Source organism: Streptomyces sp. NPDC001714, assembly GCF_042892755.1.
Classification (GTDB): domain Bacteria; phylum Actinomycetota; class Actinomycetes; order Streptomycetales; family Streptomycetaceae; genus Streptomyces.
The window spans coordinates 41,374-56,258 of the sequence record NZ_JBIAUL010000013.1 but is presented as its reverse complement, the minus strand read 5'-3'; the positions used below and the strand labels follow the sequence as shown (position 1 = coordinate 56,258).

Annotated in this window: 13 protein-coding genes; 2 read left to right on the top strand and 11 right to left on the bottom strand. The window is 72.3% G+C overall.

Annotated features, from left to right (window positions below; all coding sequences use genetic code 11):
• Positions 1-21: 21 nt before the first annotated feature.
• From ACFY0P_RS30630 to infC, 8 genes are all read right to left on the bottom strand, one after another.
• Positions 22-1,152, bottom strand: a complete 1,131-nt coding sequence (locus tag ACFY0P_RS30630) for a PP2C family protein-serine/threonine phosphatase (RefSeq protein ID WP_388920156.1) — start codon at positions 1,150-1,152, stop codon at positions 22-24.
• 293 nt (positions 1,153-1,445) lie between these two features.
• Positions 1,446-4,013, bottom strand: coding sequence for a phenylalanine--tRNA ligase subunit beta (pheT, locus tag ACFY0P_RS30625; protein ID WP_388920153.1), 2,568 nt, complete (start codon positions 4,011-4,013; stop codon positions 1,446-1,448).
• The gene (pheS, locus tag ACFY0P_RS30620; protein WP_388920150.1) at positions 4,013-5,134 is read right to left on the bottom strand and encodes a phenylalanine--tRNA ligase subunit alpha; all 1,122 of its coding nucleotides are present in this window, start codon (positions 5,132-5,134) and stop codon (positions 4,013-4,015) included. The genes pheT and pheS overlap by 1 nt, the downstream gene beginning before the upstream one ends.
• Before the next feature lie 163 nt (positions 5,135-5,297).
• Positions 5,298-6,434: an ATP-binding protein gene (locus tag ACFY0P_RS30615; protein ID WP_388920147.1), complete on the bottom strand. Its 1,137-nt coding sequence runs from the start codon at positions 6,432-6,434 to the stop codon at positions 5,298-5,300.
• A gap of 54 nt (positions 6,435-6,488) precedes the next feature.
• A complete protein-coding gene (locus tag ACFY0P_RS30610; protein ID WP_388920848.1) occupies positions 6,489-7,343 on the bottom strand; it encodes a TrmH family RNA methyltransferase in 855 nt (284 codons plus the stop codon).
• 425 nt (positions 7,344-7,768) lie between these two features.
• Positions 7,769-8,152, bottom strand: a complete 384-nt coding sequence (rplT, locus tag ACFY0P_RS30605; RefSeq protein ID WP_006141703.1) for a 50S ribosomal protein L20 — start codon at positions 8,150-8,152, stop codon at positions 7,769-7,771.
• 99 nt (positions 8,153-8,251) lie between these two features.
• A complete protein-coding gene (gene rpmI / locus ACFY0P_RS30600; protein WP_046726698.1) occupies positions 8,252-8,446 on the bottom strand; it encodes a 50S ribosomal protein L35 in 195 nt (64 codons plus the stop codon).
• A gap of 133 nt (positions 8,447-8,579) precedes the next feature.
• Positions 8,580-9,251 (bottom strand): translation initiation factor IF-3, encoded by a 672-nt coding sequence (gene infC / locus ACFY0P_RS30595; RefSeq protein WP_351499651.1) that lies wholly within the window; start codon positions 9,249-9,251, stop codon positions 8,580-8,582.
• A gap of 376 nt (positions 9,252-9,627) precedes the next feature.
• Here infC and ACFY0P_RS30590 point away from each other — a divergent pair, with 376 nt between their 5' ends.
• A complete protein-coding gene (locus ACFY0P_RS30590; RefSeq protein WP_217550395.1) occupies positions 9,628-10,002 on the top strand; it encodes a DUF1844 domain-containing protein in 375 nt (124 codons plus the stop codon).
• A 7-nt stretch (positions 10,003-10,009) separates the two neighbouring features.
• Here the strand turns inward: ACFY0P_RS30590 and ACFY0P_RS30585 are convergent, their stop codons facing one another.
• Complete coding sequence (locus ACFY0P_RS30585; RefSeq protein WP_388920143.1) at positions 10,010-10,744, bottom strand: SseB family protein; 735 nt, start codon at positions 10,742-10,744, stop codon at positions 10,010-10,012.
• Between the two features lie 150 nt (positions 10,745-10,894).
• Between ACFY0P_RS30585 and ACFY0P_RS30580 the strand changes: the two genes are divergently transcribed.
• The gene (locus ACFY0P_RS30580) at positions 10,895-11,905 is read left to right on the top strand and encodes a serine hydrolase (RefSeq protein ID WP_388920140.1); all 1,011 of its coding nucleotides are present in this window, start codon (positions 10,895-10,897) and stop codon (positions 11,903-11,905) included.
• 103 nt (positions 11,906-12,008) lie between these two features.
• Here ACFY0P_RS30580 and mycP read toward each other — a convergent pair whose 3' ends face one another.
• The gene (mycP, locus tag ACFY0P_RS30575) at positions 12,009-13,172 is read right to left on the bottom strand and encodes a type VII secretion-associated serine protease mycosin (protein ID WP_388920137.1); all 1,164 of its coding nucleotides are present in this window, start codon (positions 13,170-13,172) and stop codon (positions 12,009-12,011) included.
• Positions 13,169-13,984: a hypothetical protein gene (locus ACFY0P_RS30570; protein ID WP_388920134.1), complete on the bottom strand. Its 816-nt coding sequence runs from the start codon at positions 13,982-13,984 to the stop codon at positions 13,169-13,171. Before ACFY0P_RS30570 ends, mycP begins: the two co-directional genes overlap by 4 nt.
• Positions 13,985-14,885 lie beyond the last annotated feature (901 nt).

Below are 14,885 nucleotides of genomic sequence, written 5' to 3'. Positions count from 1 at the left end.
GGCTTGGCCGACAACAGGGGGCTAGCCGCGCGTTGTCGGCTGCGGGTGCGTCGTGGCTGTTCGCGCCCCCGCGGCGGAGCCGCTGATGTCATCGCCCCGCGCCCCCAAGCAGGCGTGTTGGTGCGTGCGTTCGTTGCGTAGCACCAGGAGGGCGATGTCGTCGGTGGGGCGGCCCGCTGTGTGGTGGAGCAGGGCCGTGAAGACCGTACGGAGGATGCTCTGAGGCGAGACCGGGCGGCTTCGCACTGCTGCCGCCAAGGCTTCCGGCAAGGAGAAGAAGCGACCTCGCGCGTCTCGGGCGTCTTCGGCACCGTCCGTGTACAGGACCAGGGACTCGTCTGCGAGCAGTTGGCCACAGGGCGTGGCAGCCAGATCCGACGGCAGCGGGAACGGCCCGAGGGGCGGCAGCGGGTCTGCCCGGGACAACTGCTCGACCCTTGACCCACTGAGCAGGTACGGCCATGGATGGCCGCAGTTGAAGGCACTGAGACCGCCGTCCGTCGCGATCTCCAGGAGCAGCAGGGTGACGAACTCCTCGGCCACCGGGCTGTCCGGGTCCTGGCCGCTGGACGGGTGTTCGGCTCTGGCTCGTTCGCGTAGGTGCCGGGCGAGGGCGCGGTCCAGGCGGCCCAGCACCCGTCCCAGTTCGGGTTCGTCGTGGGCGGCCTCCCGGAAGCTGCCGAGGACGGCGGCGACCGTACCGATCGCCGCCAGCCCGTGGCCGCGTACGTCGCCCATCACGACCCGTACGCCGTGTTCGGTGGCGACGGCCTCGTAGAGATCGCCGCCGATGCTCGCACCCCGGTCGGCGGAGAGCTGGGCGGCGGCGACGTTCAGCCCGGCCAGCCGGGGCGGCAACGGCCGCAGCAGCACGCTCTGTGCGGCGCCGGCGACCATGCGGGCCTGCCGCAACTCCCTCAGCAGGGCCCGGCGGACATGGAGTATCAGCCCGGTGCCGACGGCGAAGAACACGGCACTGGTGACGATCCGCGCGCCGAGCCCGTGCTGCTCGGCCAGCGGGCACCCGTATTTGTAGCCGACCGCGACGGCGCCCCACACCGTGGGCAGTCCCAGGGCGAGGGCACGGCGCCTGGGCCGTGCGTTCATCCGGGGCCGCCTGCTGCGGGGACCCCCAGCCTTGATGCGGATCATGCCGATGGCCCCCAAGTAGGCCCTGACAGAACAGACGGACCGACCCCGAAAGGCCGGTCCGATTCTGTCGACGGCATGCCCCGAAAAGGCCACGTCTCGGATGGATCTCACCCAAATGAGTGACCACCCACAGGACACCCGCATTTATGCAGGTAGCAGTACATGTGAGCGCCGGTCAGGGACGCGCCCCTTGGGGGGCGCTGGGGGTACCCCCAGCCGAAGGCTGGGGGAGGAACTGCGCGATGAGCCACGACGAACCCGCAGCCGGCCGACAGCAGTTCCCCCCACGGCGCCTAGCCGCGCAGCACCGCTCCCGTACGCTCCCCCGCTAGGGCGACCGCAGCGTCACGCGCCGCCGACGCCTCGTCCACGGTCAGCGTGCGATCGGACGCCCGGAACCTCAGCGCATATGCCAGCGACTTCTTCCCGTCGCCGAGCTGCTCGTCGTTGACGTACACGTCGAACAGCCGGATGGCCTCAAGGAGTTCACCCGCCCCCTCGCGCAGCGCGGCCTCGACGTCGGCGGCCGGCACCGGCTTGTCCACGACGAGGGCGACATCCTGCGTGGCCACCGGGAACGTCGAGATGCTCGGCGCCTGCGGGGTGCCGTCGCCGACCTGCTCCAGCGCGTCCAGATCCAGCTCCATCGCGCAGGTGCGGGCCGGCAGCCCCAGGGCCTTGACCACGCGCGGGTGCAGCTCACCGGCGTGGCCCACGACCCGCTCCGCGCCGTCGGCCACGACGACCAGCTCGGCACACCGGCCGGGGTGCCACGGCCCGTACTGCCCGGACCGCACGATCAGCTCGGCCCCGGCCTCACGCGCGACCGCGCGCCCCGCCTCGACCGCGTCGGCCCAGTCGGCCGGACGGCCCTTGCCCCACCAGCCGGCCTGCTCGCGGGCGCCCGCGAGGACGACGGCGACATGGCGCGGCTGCTCGGGCAGCACCGCGTTCAGCGCGGCGAGTTCCGCGTCGGTCGGGCGGCGGTCGACCGGCAGGTGACCGGCGATGCCCTGCTCGGCACGCGGGAGGAAGACCAGGCCGGTCTCGAACAGCGCCAGGTCGTGCGCACCGCGCCCGTCGTTGCGCCGCAGCGCACCGAGCAGGCCCGGCAGCAGCGAGGTGCGGAGCGCCGGCTCCTCGTCGTTGAGCGGGTTGGTCAGCCGGACGACGCGGCGGGCCGGGTCGTCGGCGGCGAGGCCCAGCTGGTCGAAGACCTGCTCGCTGACGAACGGGTAGTTCGGCGCCTCGACGTAGCCGGCCCCGGCGAGCGCGCGGCCCACCCGGCGGTGCAGGCGCTGCCGGTGGGTCAGGCCTCGGCCGGACGGCGGCTTGGGCAGCGTGGAGGGCAGGTTCTCGTAGCCCTCCAGGCGGATGACCTCTTCGGCCAGGTCGTTCTGTTCGAGCAGGTCCGGCCGCCAGGACGGGACGGTGACGAGCAGCTCGTCCTGCCCGCCCGTCGCCCGACCACCACCCCCCAACGACGCGTTCCACGCGGCAGGATTTCCATAGACGTCGCAGCCGACCTCCTGCAGGCGCCGGACGACGATCTCCCGTCCGTACTCGACGCCCGCGACCTTGTCCGGGTGGTCCGCCGCGACCGTGATGGTGTGCGGCGCGGACGGCGCGATGACCTCGGTGACGCCGGCCTCGGCGGTGCCGCCGGCGAGCAGCACCAGCAGGTCGACCGTGCGCTGCGCGGCGGCGGCCGCGGCCTGCGGGTCGACACCGCGCTCGAAGCGGCGCGAGGCCTCCGAGGACAGCTTGTGCCGGCGGGCGGTGCGCGCGATGGCGACGGCGTCGAAGTGCGCCGCCTCGATGACCACGTCGGTGGTGGAGTTCTCCAGGTCGTCGTGGTCGGCGATCTCGGTGTTGGCGCCGCCCATGACGCCCGCGAGGCCGATCGGGCCGCGGTCGTCGGTGATGACCAGGTCCTCGGCGTGCAGCTTCCGCTCCACACCGTCGAGGGTGACGATCTTCTCACCCTCGGCCGCGCGGCGGACGCCGATGGTGCCCTGGACCAGCTTGCGGTCGTAGGCGTGCAGCGGCTGGCCAAGCTCCATCATCACGTAGTTGGTGACGTCGACGGCGAGCGAGATCGGGCGCATGCCGACCTTCTGCAGGCGGCGCTGCAGCCAGATCGGCGAGCGGGCCTCGGGGCTCAGACCGGTGACGGTGCGCGCGGTGAAGCGGTCGCAGCCGAGCGGGTCGGAGACCTGGACCGGGTAGCCGAAGGCGTTCGGGCCGGGCACGTCGATCAGCGCCGGGTCGCGCAGCGGCAGGCCGTAGGCGATGGCGGCCTCGCGGGCGACGCCGCGGATGGACAGACAGTCGCCGCGGTTGGCGGTGACGGCGATGTCCAGGACCTCGTCGACCAGCTCCAGCAGCTCGATGGCGTCCTTGCCGACCTCGGTCTCCGGCGGCAGCACGATGATGCCGTGGGTGCCGTCGTCGCCCATGCCCAGCTCGCCGCTGGAGCAGATCATGCCGTGGGAGGTCCTGCCGTACGTCTTGCGCGCGGCGATGGCGAAGTCGCCGGGCAGCACCGCGCCCGGCAGCACGACCACGACCTTGTCGCCGACGGCGAAGTTGCGGGCGCCGCAGACGATCTCCTGGGGCTCGCCGGTGCCGTTGGCGGTGCCGACGTCGACGGTGCAGAAGCGGATCGGCTTCTTGAAGCCCTCCAGCTCCTCGATGGTCAGCACCTGGCCGACCACCAGGGGGCCCTTGAGGCCGTCGCCGAGCTGCTCGACGGTCTCGACCTCAAGACCGCCAGAAATCAGCTTGGCCTGCACGTCGCGGCCGGTCTCGGTGGCCGGCAGGTCGACGTACTCCCGCAGCCAGGAAAGCGGGACCCGCATCAGATCTCCATCCCGAACGGCCGGGTGAACCGGACGTCACCCTCGACCATGTCTCGCATGTCCTCGACGTTGTGGCGGAACATCAGCATCCGCTCGATGCCGAACCCGAAGGCGAAGCCGCTGTACTTCTCCGGGTCGACGCCGCAGGCGGTGAGCACCCGCGGGTTGACCATGCCGCAGCCGCCCAGCTCGATCCAGCCCTCGGAGGAGCAGGTACGGCAGGGGCGGTCGGGGTTGCCGACGGATTCGCCCTTGCAGACGTAGCACAGCATGTCCATCTCGGCGCTGGGCTCGGTGAAGGGGAAGAAGTTCGGCCGCAGCCGGGTCTTCATGCCCGGGCCGAACAGCGACTGGACCATGTGGTCCAGGGTGCCCTTGAGGTCCGACATGGTCAGGCCCTCGTCCACGGCGAGCAGCTCGACCTGGTGGAAGACCGGGGTGTGCGTGGCGTCCAGCTCGTCGGTGCGGTACACGCGGCCGGGGCAGATCACGTACACCGGCAGCTCGCGGTCGAGCAGGGAGCGGATCTGCACCGGGGAGGTGTGGGTGCGCAGCACGACACCGGACTCGGTGCCGCCCTCGGGGCCCTGCACGAAGAAGGTGTCCGCCTCGCCGCGGGCCGGGTGGTCCGGGCCGATGTTGAGGGCGTCGAAGTTGAACCACTCGGCCTCGACCTGCGGCCCCTCGGCGACCTCGTAGCCCATGGCCACGAAGATGTCCTCGATGCGGTCGGACAGGGTGGTCAGCGGGTGGCGGGCGCCGGCCGGGACGCGGTCGTAGGGCAGTGTGACGTCCACCGCCTCCTCGACCAGCACCCGGGCGTCACGCTCGGCCTCCAGCTCCTCCTGGCGGCCCGCGAGGGCCTTGTTCACCGCGCCGCGGGCCTGGCCGACCAGCTTGCCGGCGGCGGCCTTGGCGTGCGGGGGCAGGGCGCCGATCTCGCGGTTCGCGAGGGCCAGCGGGGAGGTGCCGCCGGTGTGGGCGACCTTGGCCTCCTGGAGCGCGTCGAGGGAGTCCGCGGCGGCGAAGGCGGCGAGCGCCTTGTCCCGCATGCGCTCGATCTCTTCCGGTTTCAACGCCTCGACCTCGACAGGGTCGTACGACTTATTGGGTGCCGACATCTCTTCCCGTGCTTCCGATTGGCTGGCGGTTGGTCCCCGAGACCGTTGGTGGGCCGTGAGAAGGACACAAAGGTGCCAAAGGCCGAGTCTAACGGGGTGGAGGAACGCGGAGCGCCCGCGGGCTGCTCCGGCGGTCGCTGTGATCCAGGTGCTGTCTGTGATCTCAGGCGAGATACGCCGGGGCCCCCACGGGCAACGTAAATCGGAACTCGGCGCCGCCACCGGGGGCGCGTCCGACGGTGATGGTGCCGCCGTGGGCCTCGACGATGCCCTTGACGATGTACAGCCCGAGGCCGGTGCCGCCGCGCTTGCTGCCCCGCCAGAAGCGGGTGAAGACGCGGTTCATGGACTCCTCCGGGATGCCGGGCCCCTCGTCGCTCACCGTGACCGACGTGCCGGTGTCCTCGCCTTCGCGCGGGGATGCCGTGGCCGTGATGTCAATGGTGACGGTTCCCTCGCCGTGCCGCACGGCATTTTCGATGAGGTTGCTGAGGACCTGGTCGACCTTGTCGGGGTCGGCCCACAGGGCGGGCAGCGGCTGCTCGACGCGGAGCAGGAAGCGGTCGGCGGGCTGCCCGGCGGCGACGTACGCCTGGATGTGCCGTCCGACGGCCGCGCCTATGTCGACGGGTTGCCGGCGTACCTCCAGCCGGCCGCTGTCGATCCGCGAGATGTCCAGCAGCTCGGCGATGAGCCGGGTGACCCGGTCGGCGTCCGCGTCGACGGTCTCGAGCATCAGCCGCTTCTGGTCGTCGGTGAACCGTTCCCACTTGGCGAGCAGCGTGGCCGTGAACCCCTTGACGGAGGTCAGCGGGGAGCGCAGCTCGTGCGCGACGGTGGCGATCAGCTCTGCGTGACTGCGTTCGGTACGACGCCGGGCTTCGGTGTCCCGCAGCGACACGACGACCCGGCGCACGGGCCCGGTGGGCTCGTCCCGCACGTACCTGGCGGACACCAGCACCTCCCGGCCGCCGGGCAGCAGCAGGTTCCGCTCGGGCTGGCCGACCCGGATGGCGAGGCCGCCGTAGGGGTCGGTGAGCTGCCACCAGCGCCGGCCTTCCAGGTCCTCCAAGGGCAGGGCCTTCTCCAGGCGCCGGCCGAGGGCGTCGGCGGGGGCGGTGGCGGTGATGCGGGCGGCGGCGGTGTTGAAGCAGACGACGAGTCCGTGCTCGTCCGCGACCACCAGGCCGTCGGGCAGCTCGTCGGGGTCGATGCCGAGCCCGGTGAGGTCGCCGTGCCGGGGTGCGGGTACGCGACCGGTGCCGCGGCCCCCCGGCGCGTTGCTGGTGCCGACACTCATACCCCGTACTCCACCTCTCAGACGGCGCAGCAGGCCCCCGAGCTGGTCACCCTACTAGCTCTCGGTGACGGAACGGCACCCTCCGGAGGCGCGCTGTGCACGGGCTGATGCGTAGAGACATACGGCGGCGGCGGTGGCGAGGTTCAGGCTTTCGGCCTTCCCGTGGATCGGGACGCGCACGACGGCGTCCGCCAGCGCGCGCGTCTCCTCCGGAAGCCCCCAGGCCTCGTTCCCGAACACCCACGCCGTGGGCCCGCCCATGGTCCCCTGGTCGAGCTCGTCGTCGAGGTCGTCGGTCCCGGCCCCGTCGGCGGCGAGGATCCGCACGCCGACGCCCTTCAGCCCGGCCACGGCCCGCTCGACGGGTACCCCGACGGCGACCGGCAGGTGGAAGTGGGAGCCCACGGAGGCCCGGACCGCCTTCGGGTTGTACAGATCGACGGACGCGTCGGTGAGTACGACGGCCTCCGCACCCGCGGCGTCGGCACACCGCAGCACGGTGCCGGCGTTGCCGGGGTCACGGACGTGGGCGAGGACGGCGACGAGCTTGGGGCGGGCGGCGAGGATCTCCTCGAACGGCGTGTCCAGGAACCGGCACACCCCGACGAGCCCCTGGGGCGTCACCGTGGTGGAGATGTCGGCGATGACGTCCTCGGAGGCGAGGTGGATCCGGGCGCCGGCGGTCCGCGCCTCTCCGATGATGTCGGCGTACCGCTCCGCGGCCTCGACGGTCGCGAACATCTCGACGAGCGTCGCCGTGTCACCGACCCGATGCCCGGCCGCCTCCCGCACGGCCTGCGGCCCCTCGGCGAGAAACAGCCGCTCCTTCCCCCGGAAGTTCCGCCGCCCCAGCCGCCGGGCAGCGGCGACACGCGCGGAACGGGGGGAGATCAGCTCGGGGGTGGGCATGTTGTCGTTCACCTTCGGAGACATCGGTAGCTTTCTTACCCGCCGCTGCAGCCGGTTCTTCGGCCGCGGGCCGGTGGGGGCTGGTCGCGCAGTTCCTCCCCCAGCCTTCGGCCGGGGGTACCCCCAGCGCCCCTTACGGGGCGCTTCCCGGCCGTGGCTCTCATAGCTGCGGGCAGTCGTGCCTCCCCCAGAGCCCGAAAGGCCTGGGGGACCCCCAGGCGGCACGGGTGGGCGCAGCGGCACCCGCCAACGCGGGCGAGGGAAACCGTTGCGCCAACCCAGGGCTCGGCACCGCCGAAATCCGCCGTACCGACTGAGCGCCGTCGCGGCGGAGAAGAACGAAGCGAGCGGGCGGCAACAGCAGGACCCGCAAGCCGTACAGCCTGCGGGTCCTTCAGTCACGTCGGCCTAAAGCCAGCGCAGCGTCACGCCGCCTTGGGGGCGTTGACGTCCGACGGCAGCGCCTTCTGGGCCACCTCGACGAGCGCGGCGAAAGCGTTGGCGTCGTTGACGGCCAGCTCGGCCAGGATCTTGCGGTCGACCTCGACGTTCGCGGCCTTCAGACCCTGGATGAAGCGGTTGTAGGTGATGCCGTTGGCGCGGGCAGCGGCGTTGATGCGCTGGATCCACAGCTGACGGAAGTCGCCCTTGCGCTTCTTGCGGTCGTTGTAGTTGTAGACCAGCGAGTGGGTGACCTGCTCCTTGGCCTTGCGGTAGAGGCGCGAACGCTGACCGCGGTAGCCGGAGGCCTGCTCGAGGATCGCCCGGCGCTTCTTGTGGGCGTTGACTGCCCGCTTGACGCGTGCCACTTGTTAACTCCTTGTAGCGGGGCCGCGGTTGGACTCACGCGGCCCGGAAACGACTGGGTCCCGGTACTGCTGACTCAGGCGCCGGCAGGCGCCCGTGTGTCACTTGCCGAGAAGCTTCTTGATCTTCGCGGTGTCACCCGGGGCCATCTCGGCGTTGCCGGTGAGGCGACGCGTCACACGGGACGACTTGTGCTCGAGCAGGTGGCGCTTGCCGGCGCGCTCACGCAGGACCTTGCCGGAGCCGGTGACCTTGAAGCGCTTGCTGGCACCGCTGTGCGTCTTGTTCTTCGGCATAGCGCCGTTATCTCCTCGTCGGTGGCGCTCCGGTGCCCGGTCGTGAAACCGGGCACGGTGGAACGTCGCTCTTGTATCGGTTACATCCTGGGACTCGCGCCCCTGGTGCTGACCTGGGGCGTTGACCCCGGGATCACGCCTCGGCGGGCTCCTCGGCAGGCGCCTCGGCCGCTTCGACCTCGGCGGCGTTCTGCGAGCGGCCGGGGTTGGCCTTCGCATCCGCCTTGCGGGCCTCCTGCGCCTGACGGGCCTCGGCCATCGCCTCGGTCTTCTTCTTGTGCGGACCGAGAACCATGATCATGTTCCGGCCGTCCTGCTTCGGGTTCGACTCCACGAAACCGAGGTCCTGGACGTCCTCCGCGAGCCGCTGCAGCAGTCGGTAGCCCAGCTCGGGCCGGGACTGCTCGCGACCACGGAACATGATCGTGATCTTGACCTTGTCGCCCTGCTTGAGGAACCGGACGACGTGACCCTTCTTGGTGTCATAGTCGTGCGGGTCGATCTTCGGCCGGAGCTTCATTTCCTTGATGACCGTGTGCGCCTGGTTCTTGCGCGCCTCACGGGCCTTCATGGCCGACTCGTACTTGAACTTCCCGTAGTCCATGAGCTTGCACACGGGCGGACGGGCGTTCGCCGCGACCTCGACCAGGTCCAGGTCGTACTCCTGCGCAAGCTCCAGCGCCTTGGCAAGCGGGACAATCCCGACCTGCTCGCCGCTGGGACCGACAAGTCGCACCTCGGGAACGCGAATCCGGTCGTTGATGCGGGGCTCGGTGCTGATGGATCCTCCTCGGTAGCACCACACGGCGGCCTGGCGGGCAGCCGCGTAACGTCTGTTTCCGTAAGACCTAACCGCACCGAAGCAGAAAAAATGCCCCGGACGATCACAGGCGGGGCTCCTCGAACTACCGGAACACCGCCGCGAGGATCGCGGGGCGCAGAATCGGACGGAACGCCGTCGCCGTGAACGGCGAAGCGACCGCCTGACCGGTGACCCGCCGCCCGTGGGGCAGTCAGGTGGGAGTTCGAAGCCTCCACTTGTGGGCCGGTTCGGTTAGCTGTGCGGCATACCCGTCCGGCCGGTCGTCACACCAGGCTAGCAGCAAAGCCGAGACAGGGCTAATTGAGACGACCTGGGGCTAAGTAAGAGCCTCCGCACCCCTGCGCCTATCGTGTGGGGCATGAGTGAAACACCCCTTCCCGGCCCCGGTGACGCCGGGCAGCCCGACTTCGACGAGATGACCCGCGACATCGCGGAGGTCCCCGCGGTCGAGGTGATCGTGACGGTCGCCGTCAACCTCATGAGCGCCGCGGCCGTGAAGCTCGGTCTGACCGAGGAGGGGGACAAGTACAAGGACCTGGACGAGGCCCGCAAGCTGGTCACCGCTCTCGCCGGACTGCTCGACGCGTCCGCGACCGAGATCAGCTCCTTCCACGCCGCCCCGCTGCGGGACGGCCTGAAGTCGCTGCAGCTGGCCTTCCGCGAGGCCTCGATCGTCCCCGACGAGCCCGGCCAGGGCCCCGGCGAGAAGTACACCGGCCCGGTCTACGGCTAGCCGCCGCTCAGCCTCGTACGTACAAGGGCTCGCCCGGAGGCGTGGTCCCGGCCGGCAGCAGTGCCAGGTCGAGGCCGCGCACCAGGCGGGCCCGCAGTGTCTCGTCGGCGGCGAGCCGCTCGGCGACCGCCCGGGCGGCCTCGGCCGGCGGCGCGGCGGCCGGGTCGAGGACCAGCGCCAGCGTCCCGTCGGCCGCCCCGGGTCCGAGGTGGGCGCGGAGCACGGCGGGCTCGGCGGCCACCGCGGCCCGGACGGCACCGACCACGGCCGGGTCCGCGAGCGGGTCGGTGCTCGTACGTCCCTCGGCGAGGGCGAGCAGCGCGGCGCCGGTCAGCTCGAACGGCACCGGCCCCGACAGGTCGAGCACCACCGTGTCGGCCTTCTCGTGCGCGGCGGCCTGGAGCGCCTGGTGCAGGGGTACGGCCACGGGCCGGGCCGCCGGGTCCCAGCGGGCCAGCGAGTCGGTGGAGGTGAAGGCCGGCAGGGCGGTGCGGTGGCCCGCCTTCAGGGTGGGGACGGCCATGTCACTGGTCTTCTCGCGGCGCAGACCGTTCTCGTCCTCCTCGACCTCGCCGAGGACGGCGACCACCGGGACCAGGAGCCGGGCGCCCTTCAGCGCCTCCAGGACCGGTGCGACGGCGCTGCGGTCCGCGGCCCAGGCGGCCAGCGCGGCGGCCAGCCGGGGGTCGGCGGAGCCGTCGTCGTCGGAGTAGCCGGAGTCGGGAATGTTCTTGTTCGCCACGGTCCCCGACCCTATCGGGGGGATGCTGCTGCGGTTGTGCGGCCCCCGAAACCGGCTCGACACAGCTTTCACCGGAATCTCAGATTTCCCTGACCTACTTCTAACTTCCACCAAACGGCTCGCACAGTCCCCGGCCCCAGCATCGCGGGCATGGAGTCCCCCAGAGCCACCTCAGGATCCCGTCGGGCCCGCCGTCGCGCCCGGCCCCGGCGCCGGGCCGTTCTCTACGTCTCCCTCGCCACGGTCGCCGTCCTAGGGGCCACCGCGGCGGGGACCGTGTACGTGAAGGCGCACGCGCGCGGCAACGCCGTATCCTCGGCGGCGTCGCCGGCGCCGTCCTCCTCGGTCTCGGCTTCGGCTTCGGCAAGTGAGGAGGCATCGGTGGAACCCGTGACGGAGCCGGCCGTGAACCGGGACGCGCTGCTGAGTTCGGCGCTGGGGAAGGTGACCGTGCCGTCCGGGGCGAAGGTCTCCGCGGCCGTCCTCGACCTGGACTCCGGCGACAGCGCGACCTACGGCCACTCGGCCTTCGACACCGCGAGCATCGTCAAGGTCGACATCCTGGCGACGCTGCTGCTGCAGGCGCAGGACGCCGACCGGCATCTGACGGCGACGGAGAAGGCGTACGCCACGAAGATGATCGAGAACAGCGACAACACGGCGGCGTCCCAGCTCTGGGACGTCATCGGCAAGGCGGCGGGCCTGGACGCGGCGAACAGGCGGTTCGGGCTGACGTCGACCGAGGGCGGCGACGGGGCGCTGTGGGGACTGACGCAGACCACCGCCGCCGATCAGCTCACCCTGCTCCAGCAGGTGTTCGGCGACGACTCGAAGCTGAGCGAGGCCTCGCGGGAGTACATCCGGGGGCTGATGAAGACGGTCGAGTCCGATCAGCGGTGGGGCGTCTCGGCGGCCGCCGACGGTTCGCAGTTCGCGCTGAAGAACGGGTGGCTGGCGCGGAGCACGACGGGGCTGTGGGACGTGAACAGCATCGGGCGGGTGACGGTGGGCGGGACGGACTATCTGGTGGCCGTGCTGTCGAAGGGGACGGTGAGCCAGGCGAAGGGGATCTCGCTGGTGGAGGCGGCGGCGAAGGCGGCGGTGGGGTCGTTCACCGAGTCTTCCGAGTCGGCGTCCGCTTCGGCTGCGGCTTCGCAGTAGGGAGTGGGTTCGCAGGCGGGTGCGGGTGCGTGGGGGTTGATCGCGCAGTTCCTCCCCCAGCCTTCGGCCGGGGCCCCCAGCGCCCCTTTGGGGCGCGTCTCCCTCAGGGGGTTCTTCTGCGGCCTCTCCACAGCACCACCGCAGCCACCAGCAGCACCCCGCCCGTGCCGCCCGCCAGCGGGGCTGCCCAGTCCGTTGCGCTCGTCGTCTTCTCCTCCGGGTCCGGGCCGGAGCCGAAGTACTTCTTGCTGTACGACGCCGACGTCAGGTTCTGCGTCTTCAGCCTGGCCGCGGCCTTGATGGCGGCCGCCGGGTCGATCATGCCGAAGCCCCGGGAGTCGTCGCGGCCGCCGGCCGGGGCGTCGCGGGCGGTGTCCTCCAGGAGTTTCTTGATCTGGGCCGGGGTGAGCCCGGGGTGGGCCGCCTTGACCAGGGCCACGGCACCGGAGACGAAGGCGGAGGCGGCACTCGTCCCCCAGCCCTCGTAGTACTTGTGGTCCGGGTCGGCGATGACGATGTCGACGCCGGGCGCGCTGACCGTGGCGTACCAGCGGCGGGTGGAGAAGCCGGCGCGGGTGCCGAACTTGTCCACCGCGGTGGCGGCGATGACACCCGGGTAGGCGGCCGGGTAGGAGATGTGGTCGCCCTTGTCGCCGCCGTTGCCGGCCGAGGCGACGACCACGACGTCCTTCTTCAGGGCGTACTGGATGGCCTCGTCCTCGCTGGGCTCGGGGTGCGCGGAGTCGGAGTCGTCGCCGAGGGAGAGGTTGATGACGTCGGCGCCGTGGTCGGCGGCCCAGCGGATGCCCTCGGCGAGGGCGTTGCCCCGGGTGGAGCGGGCCTTGGCACGGGCGCTGTCGCCGTCTTCGAGGATGACCCGGACGGGGAGGATCTTGGCCTCGGGCGCTACCCCCATCACGCCGTCGCCGTCGCCGACGCCGTGGCCGTGACCGGCGATGATGCCGGCCATGGCGGTGCCGTGCCGGGCCCAGTCGCGGTCGCCGGGCCCGGCACCGAAACCGATCATGTCCTTGGCCGTCAGGACGTTGCCGACGAGGTCCGGGTGGTCGGCCTCGACGCCGGTGTCCAGGACGGCGACGGTGATGCCCTTGCCCTTGGTGGTCTGCCAGGCCTCGTCGAGGTGCAGGGCGGACAGGCCCCACTGCTGGGCGCGGATACCGTCCGCGTACGCGGTCGTGGACGGCAGCAGGGCGAGCGAGCCGGCGAGCAGCAGGCTCACCGCGGCCCCGGTTGCGCGGCGCTTCATGAGGGCGTCTCCGTTGCCGGTCCTGCGATGTTCTGGCGCAGTCGCCGTTCGATGCGGTCGGCCAGACCCTCCGCCTCGTTGCCGAGGCCGGCCTGGGCCGCGGCCGTGGTGGCGCCGGACGCCTCGGCGTCGGCGGCGGGCTGCGGGGTGTCGACGGTACGGCCGTCGGCCCAGCCGGAGACGGCGTAGGCGACGACCGGGGCGTCGGTGAGCACGGAGATCGTCCAGGAGGCGCGCTGGTGCGGGCCGAACCGCTCGGCGGCGGTGCCCTTCGCGGCGAACGGCAGGGGCAGCAGGTCGGCACGGCGGTCCAGGCGCTCGTCCGTGAACCGCTTGGCGAGGGCGGCCATCCCGGCCGAGTCGGCCTTCGTGAACAGCAGGCCGACGGTCGTCACGTAGCTCTGGGTGGCGTCGGTGTAGGTGGCGCGGATCAGGCGCTGGCAGCCGACGGGGGCGAGTGTCTTGCGCAGCAGCGGGTCGAAGGCGTCGGCGCAGCCGGTGGCCGGGGCGACCGCGATCCGGGTCCAGGTGCGGTCGGCTCCGCCGGGGCCGGCGCCGGTGCCCTGCACGGTGCGCGGGAACAACTCGTCGACGGGCACGTTGTGCCAGAGGCCGGCGGCGGAGCTGAAGCTGGTCGCCGCGCCCGGGTCGCCGCCGTCGTCGATGATCCAGCCGCCGGTCACCGCGCCGCCGATGAGACCGAGGCCGAGGACCATGCAGGCGGCTGCAGCGGCGGTGCGAGGCGCCAGGCGAGCGGCCAACGACAGCCCCCGCCCACGCTCGTCGTACCCCTCGGGCTCACCGAACGTCACAACGGGCCGCTCCCGGCCGGGAGTTCCCGCGGAGGCGGTCCAGGACATCGAGGGGTCCGGGGCGGGGTTGAGGGGCTGGGGCGGCGGGGCGGTGTCGCGGTGGGAAGGTGGAGCGGGGGCGGGATGCGGCACGGTGCCGGAGTCCGGCCGGGCCGAGGCCGGAGCGGCCGACGGCCGCGGCGGCGCTCCCGCCGCCGGGTGCGCGGGACCGTCGACGGCCGGGAACGCCGTACCGGTAGCCGACGAAGCGGCGGGACGCGTCTGGGCACCGCTGTCCGGGAGCCCCACCGGACGCGACGGACCGGAGGCCGCCGGCCCACCCGGCCGATGCGGTACCTCGCCTCCTGGGGCACCGGCCGCCGGAGGCACCGTGGGACGCGGCGGAGCGGTCGGCGCCGGACCGCCCGACGGACGCGAGGGAACACCGGCCGCCGCGGGCCCCGCCGGACGCGGGGGTGTTCCGGCCGCCCCCGGACCGCTCGACGGACGCGAGGGAACACCGGCCGCCGCGGGCCCCGCCGGACGCGGGGGAGCGGTCGGCGCCGGACCGCCCGTCGCACGGGAGGAAGGCCCCGCGGGACGCGAGGGAACTTCGGCCGCCGCGGGCCCGGCCGGGCGCGGTGCGGCACCCGCCGCCGGAGGATCCGCGGGACGCGAGGGTGTACCGGTCGCCGGAGGGCTCGTCGGACGCGGCGGTGCGCCTGCCGTCACGGCGTCCGTCGGACGCGGTGGTGTGTCGGGGGACGGAGGCTGTGGCGGGCGGGGTGGCTGTGGGGCGGCCTTCGGAGGTGTCGTGGGGCGGGGCGGGGCGGTCGGGACGGGGAACGTCCGCATGTGCGGGCTCCACGCGCTGCCCGAGGCCGGCGCGCCGAAGGTGGTGGTCGGGTAGTCGCCGCGCGGC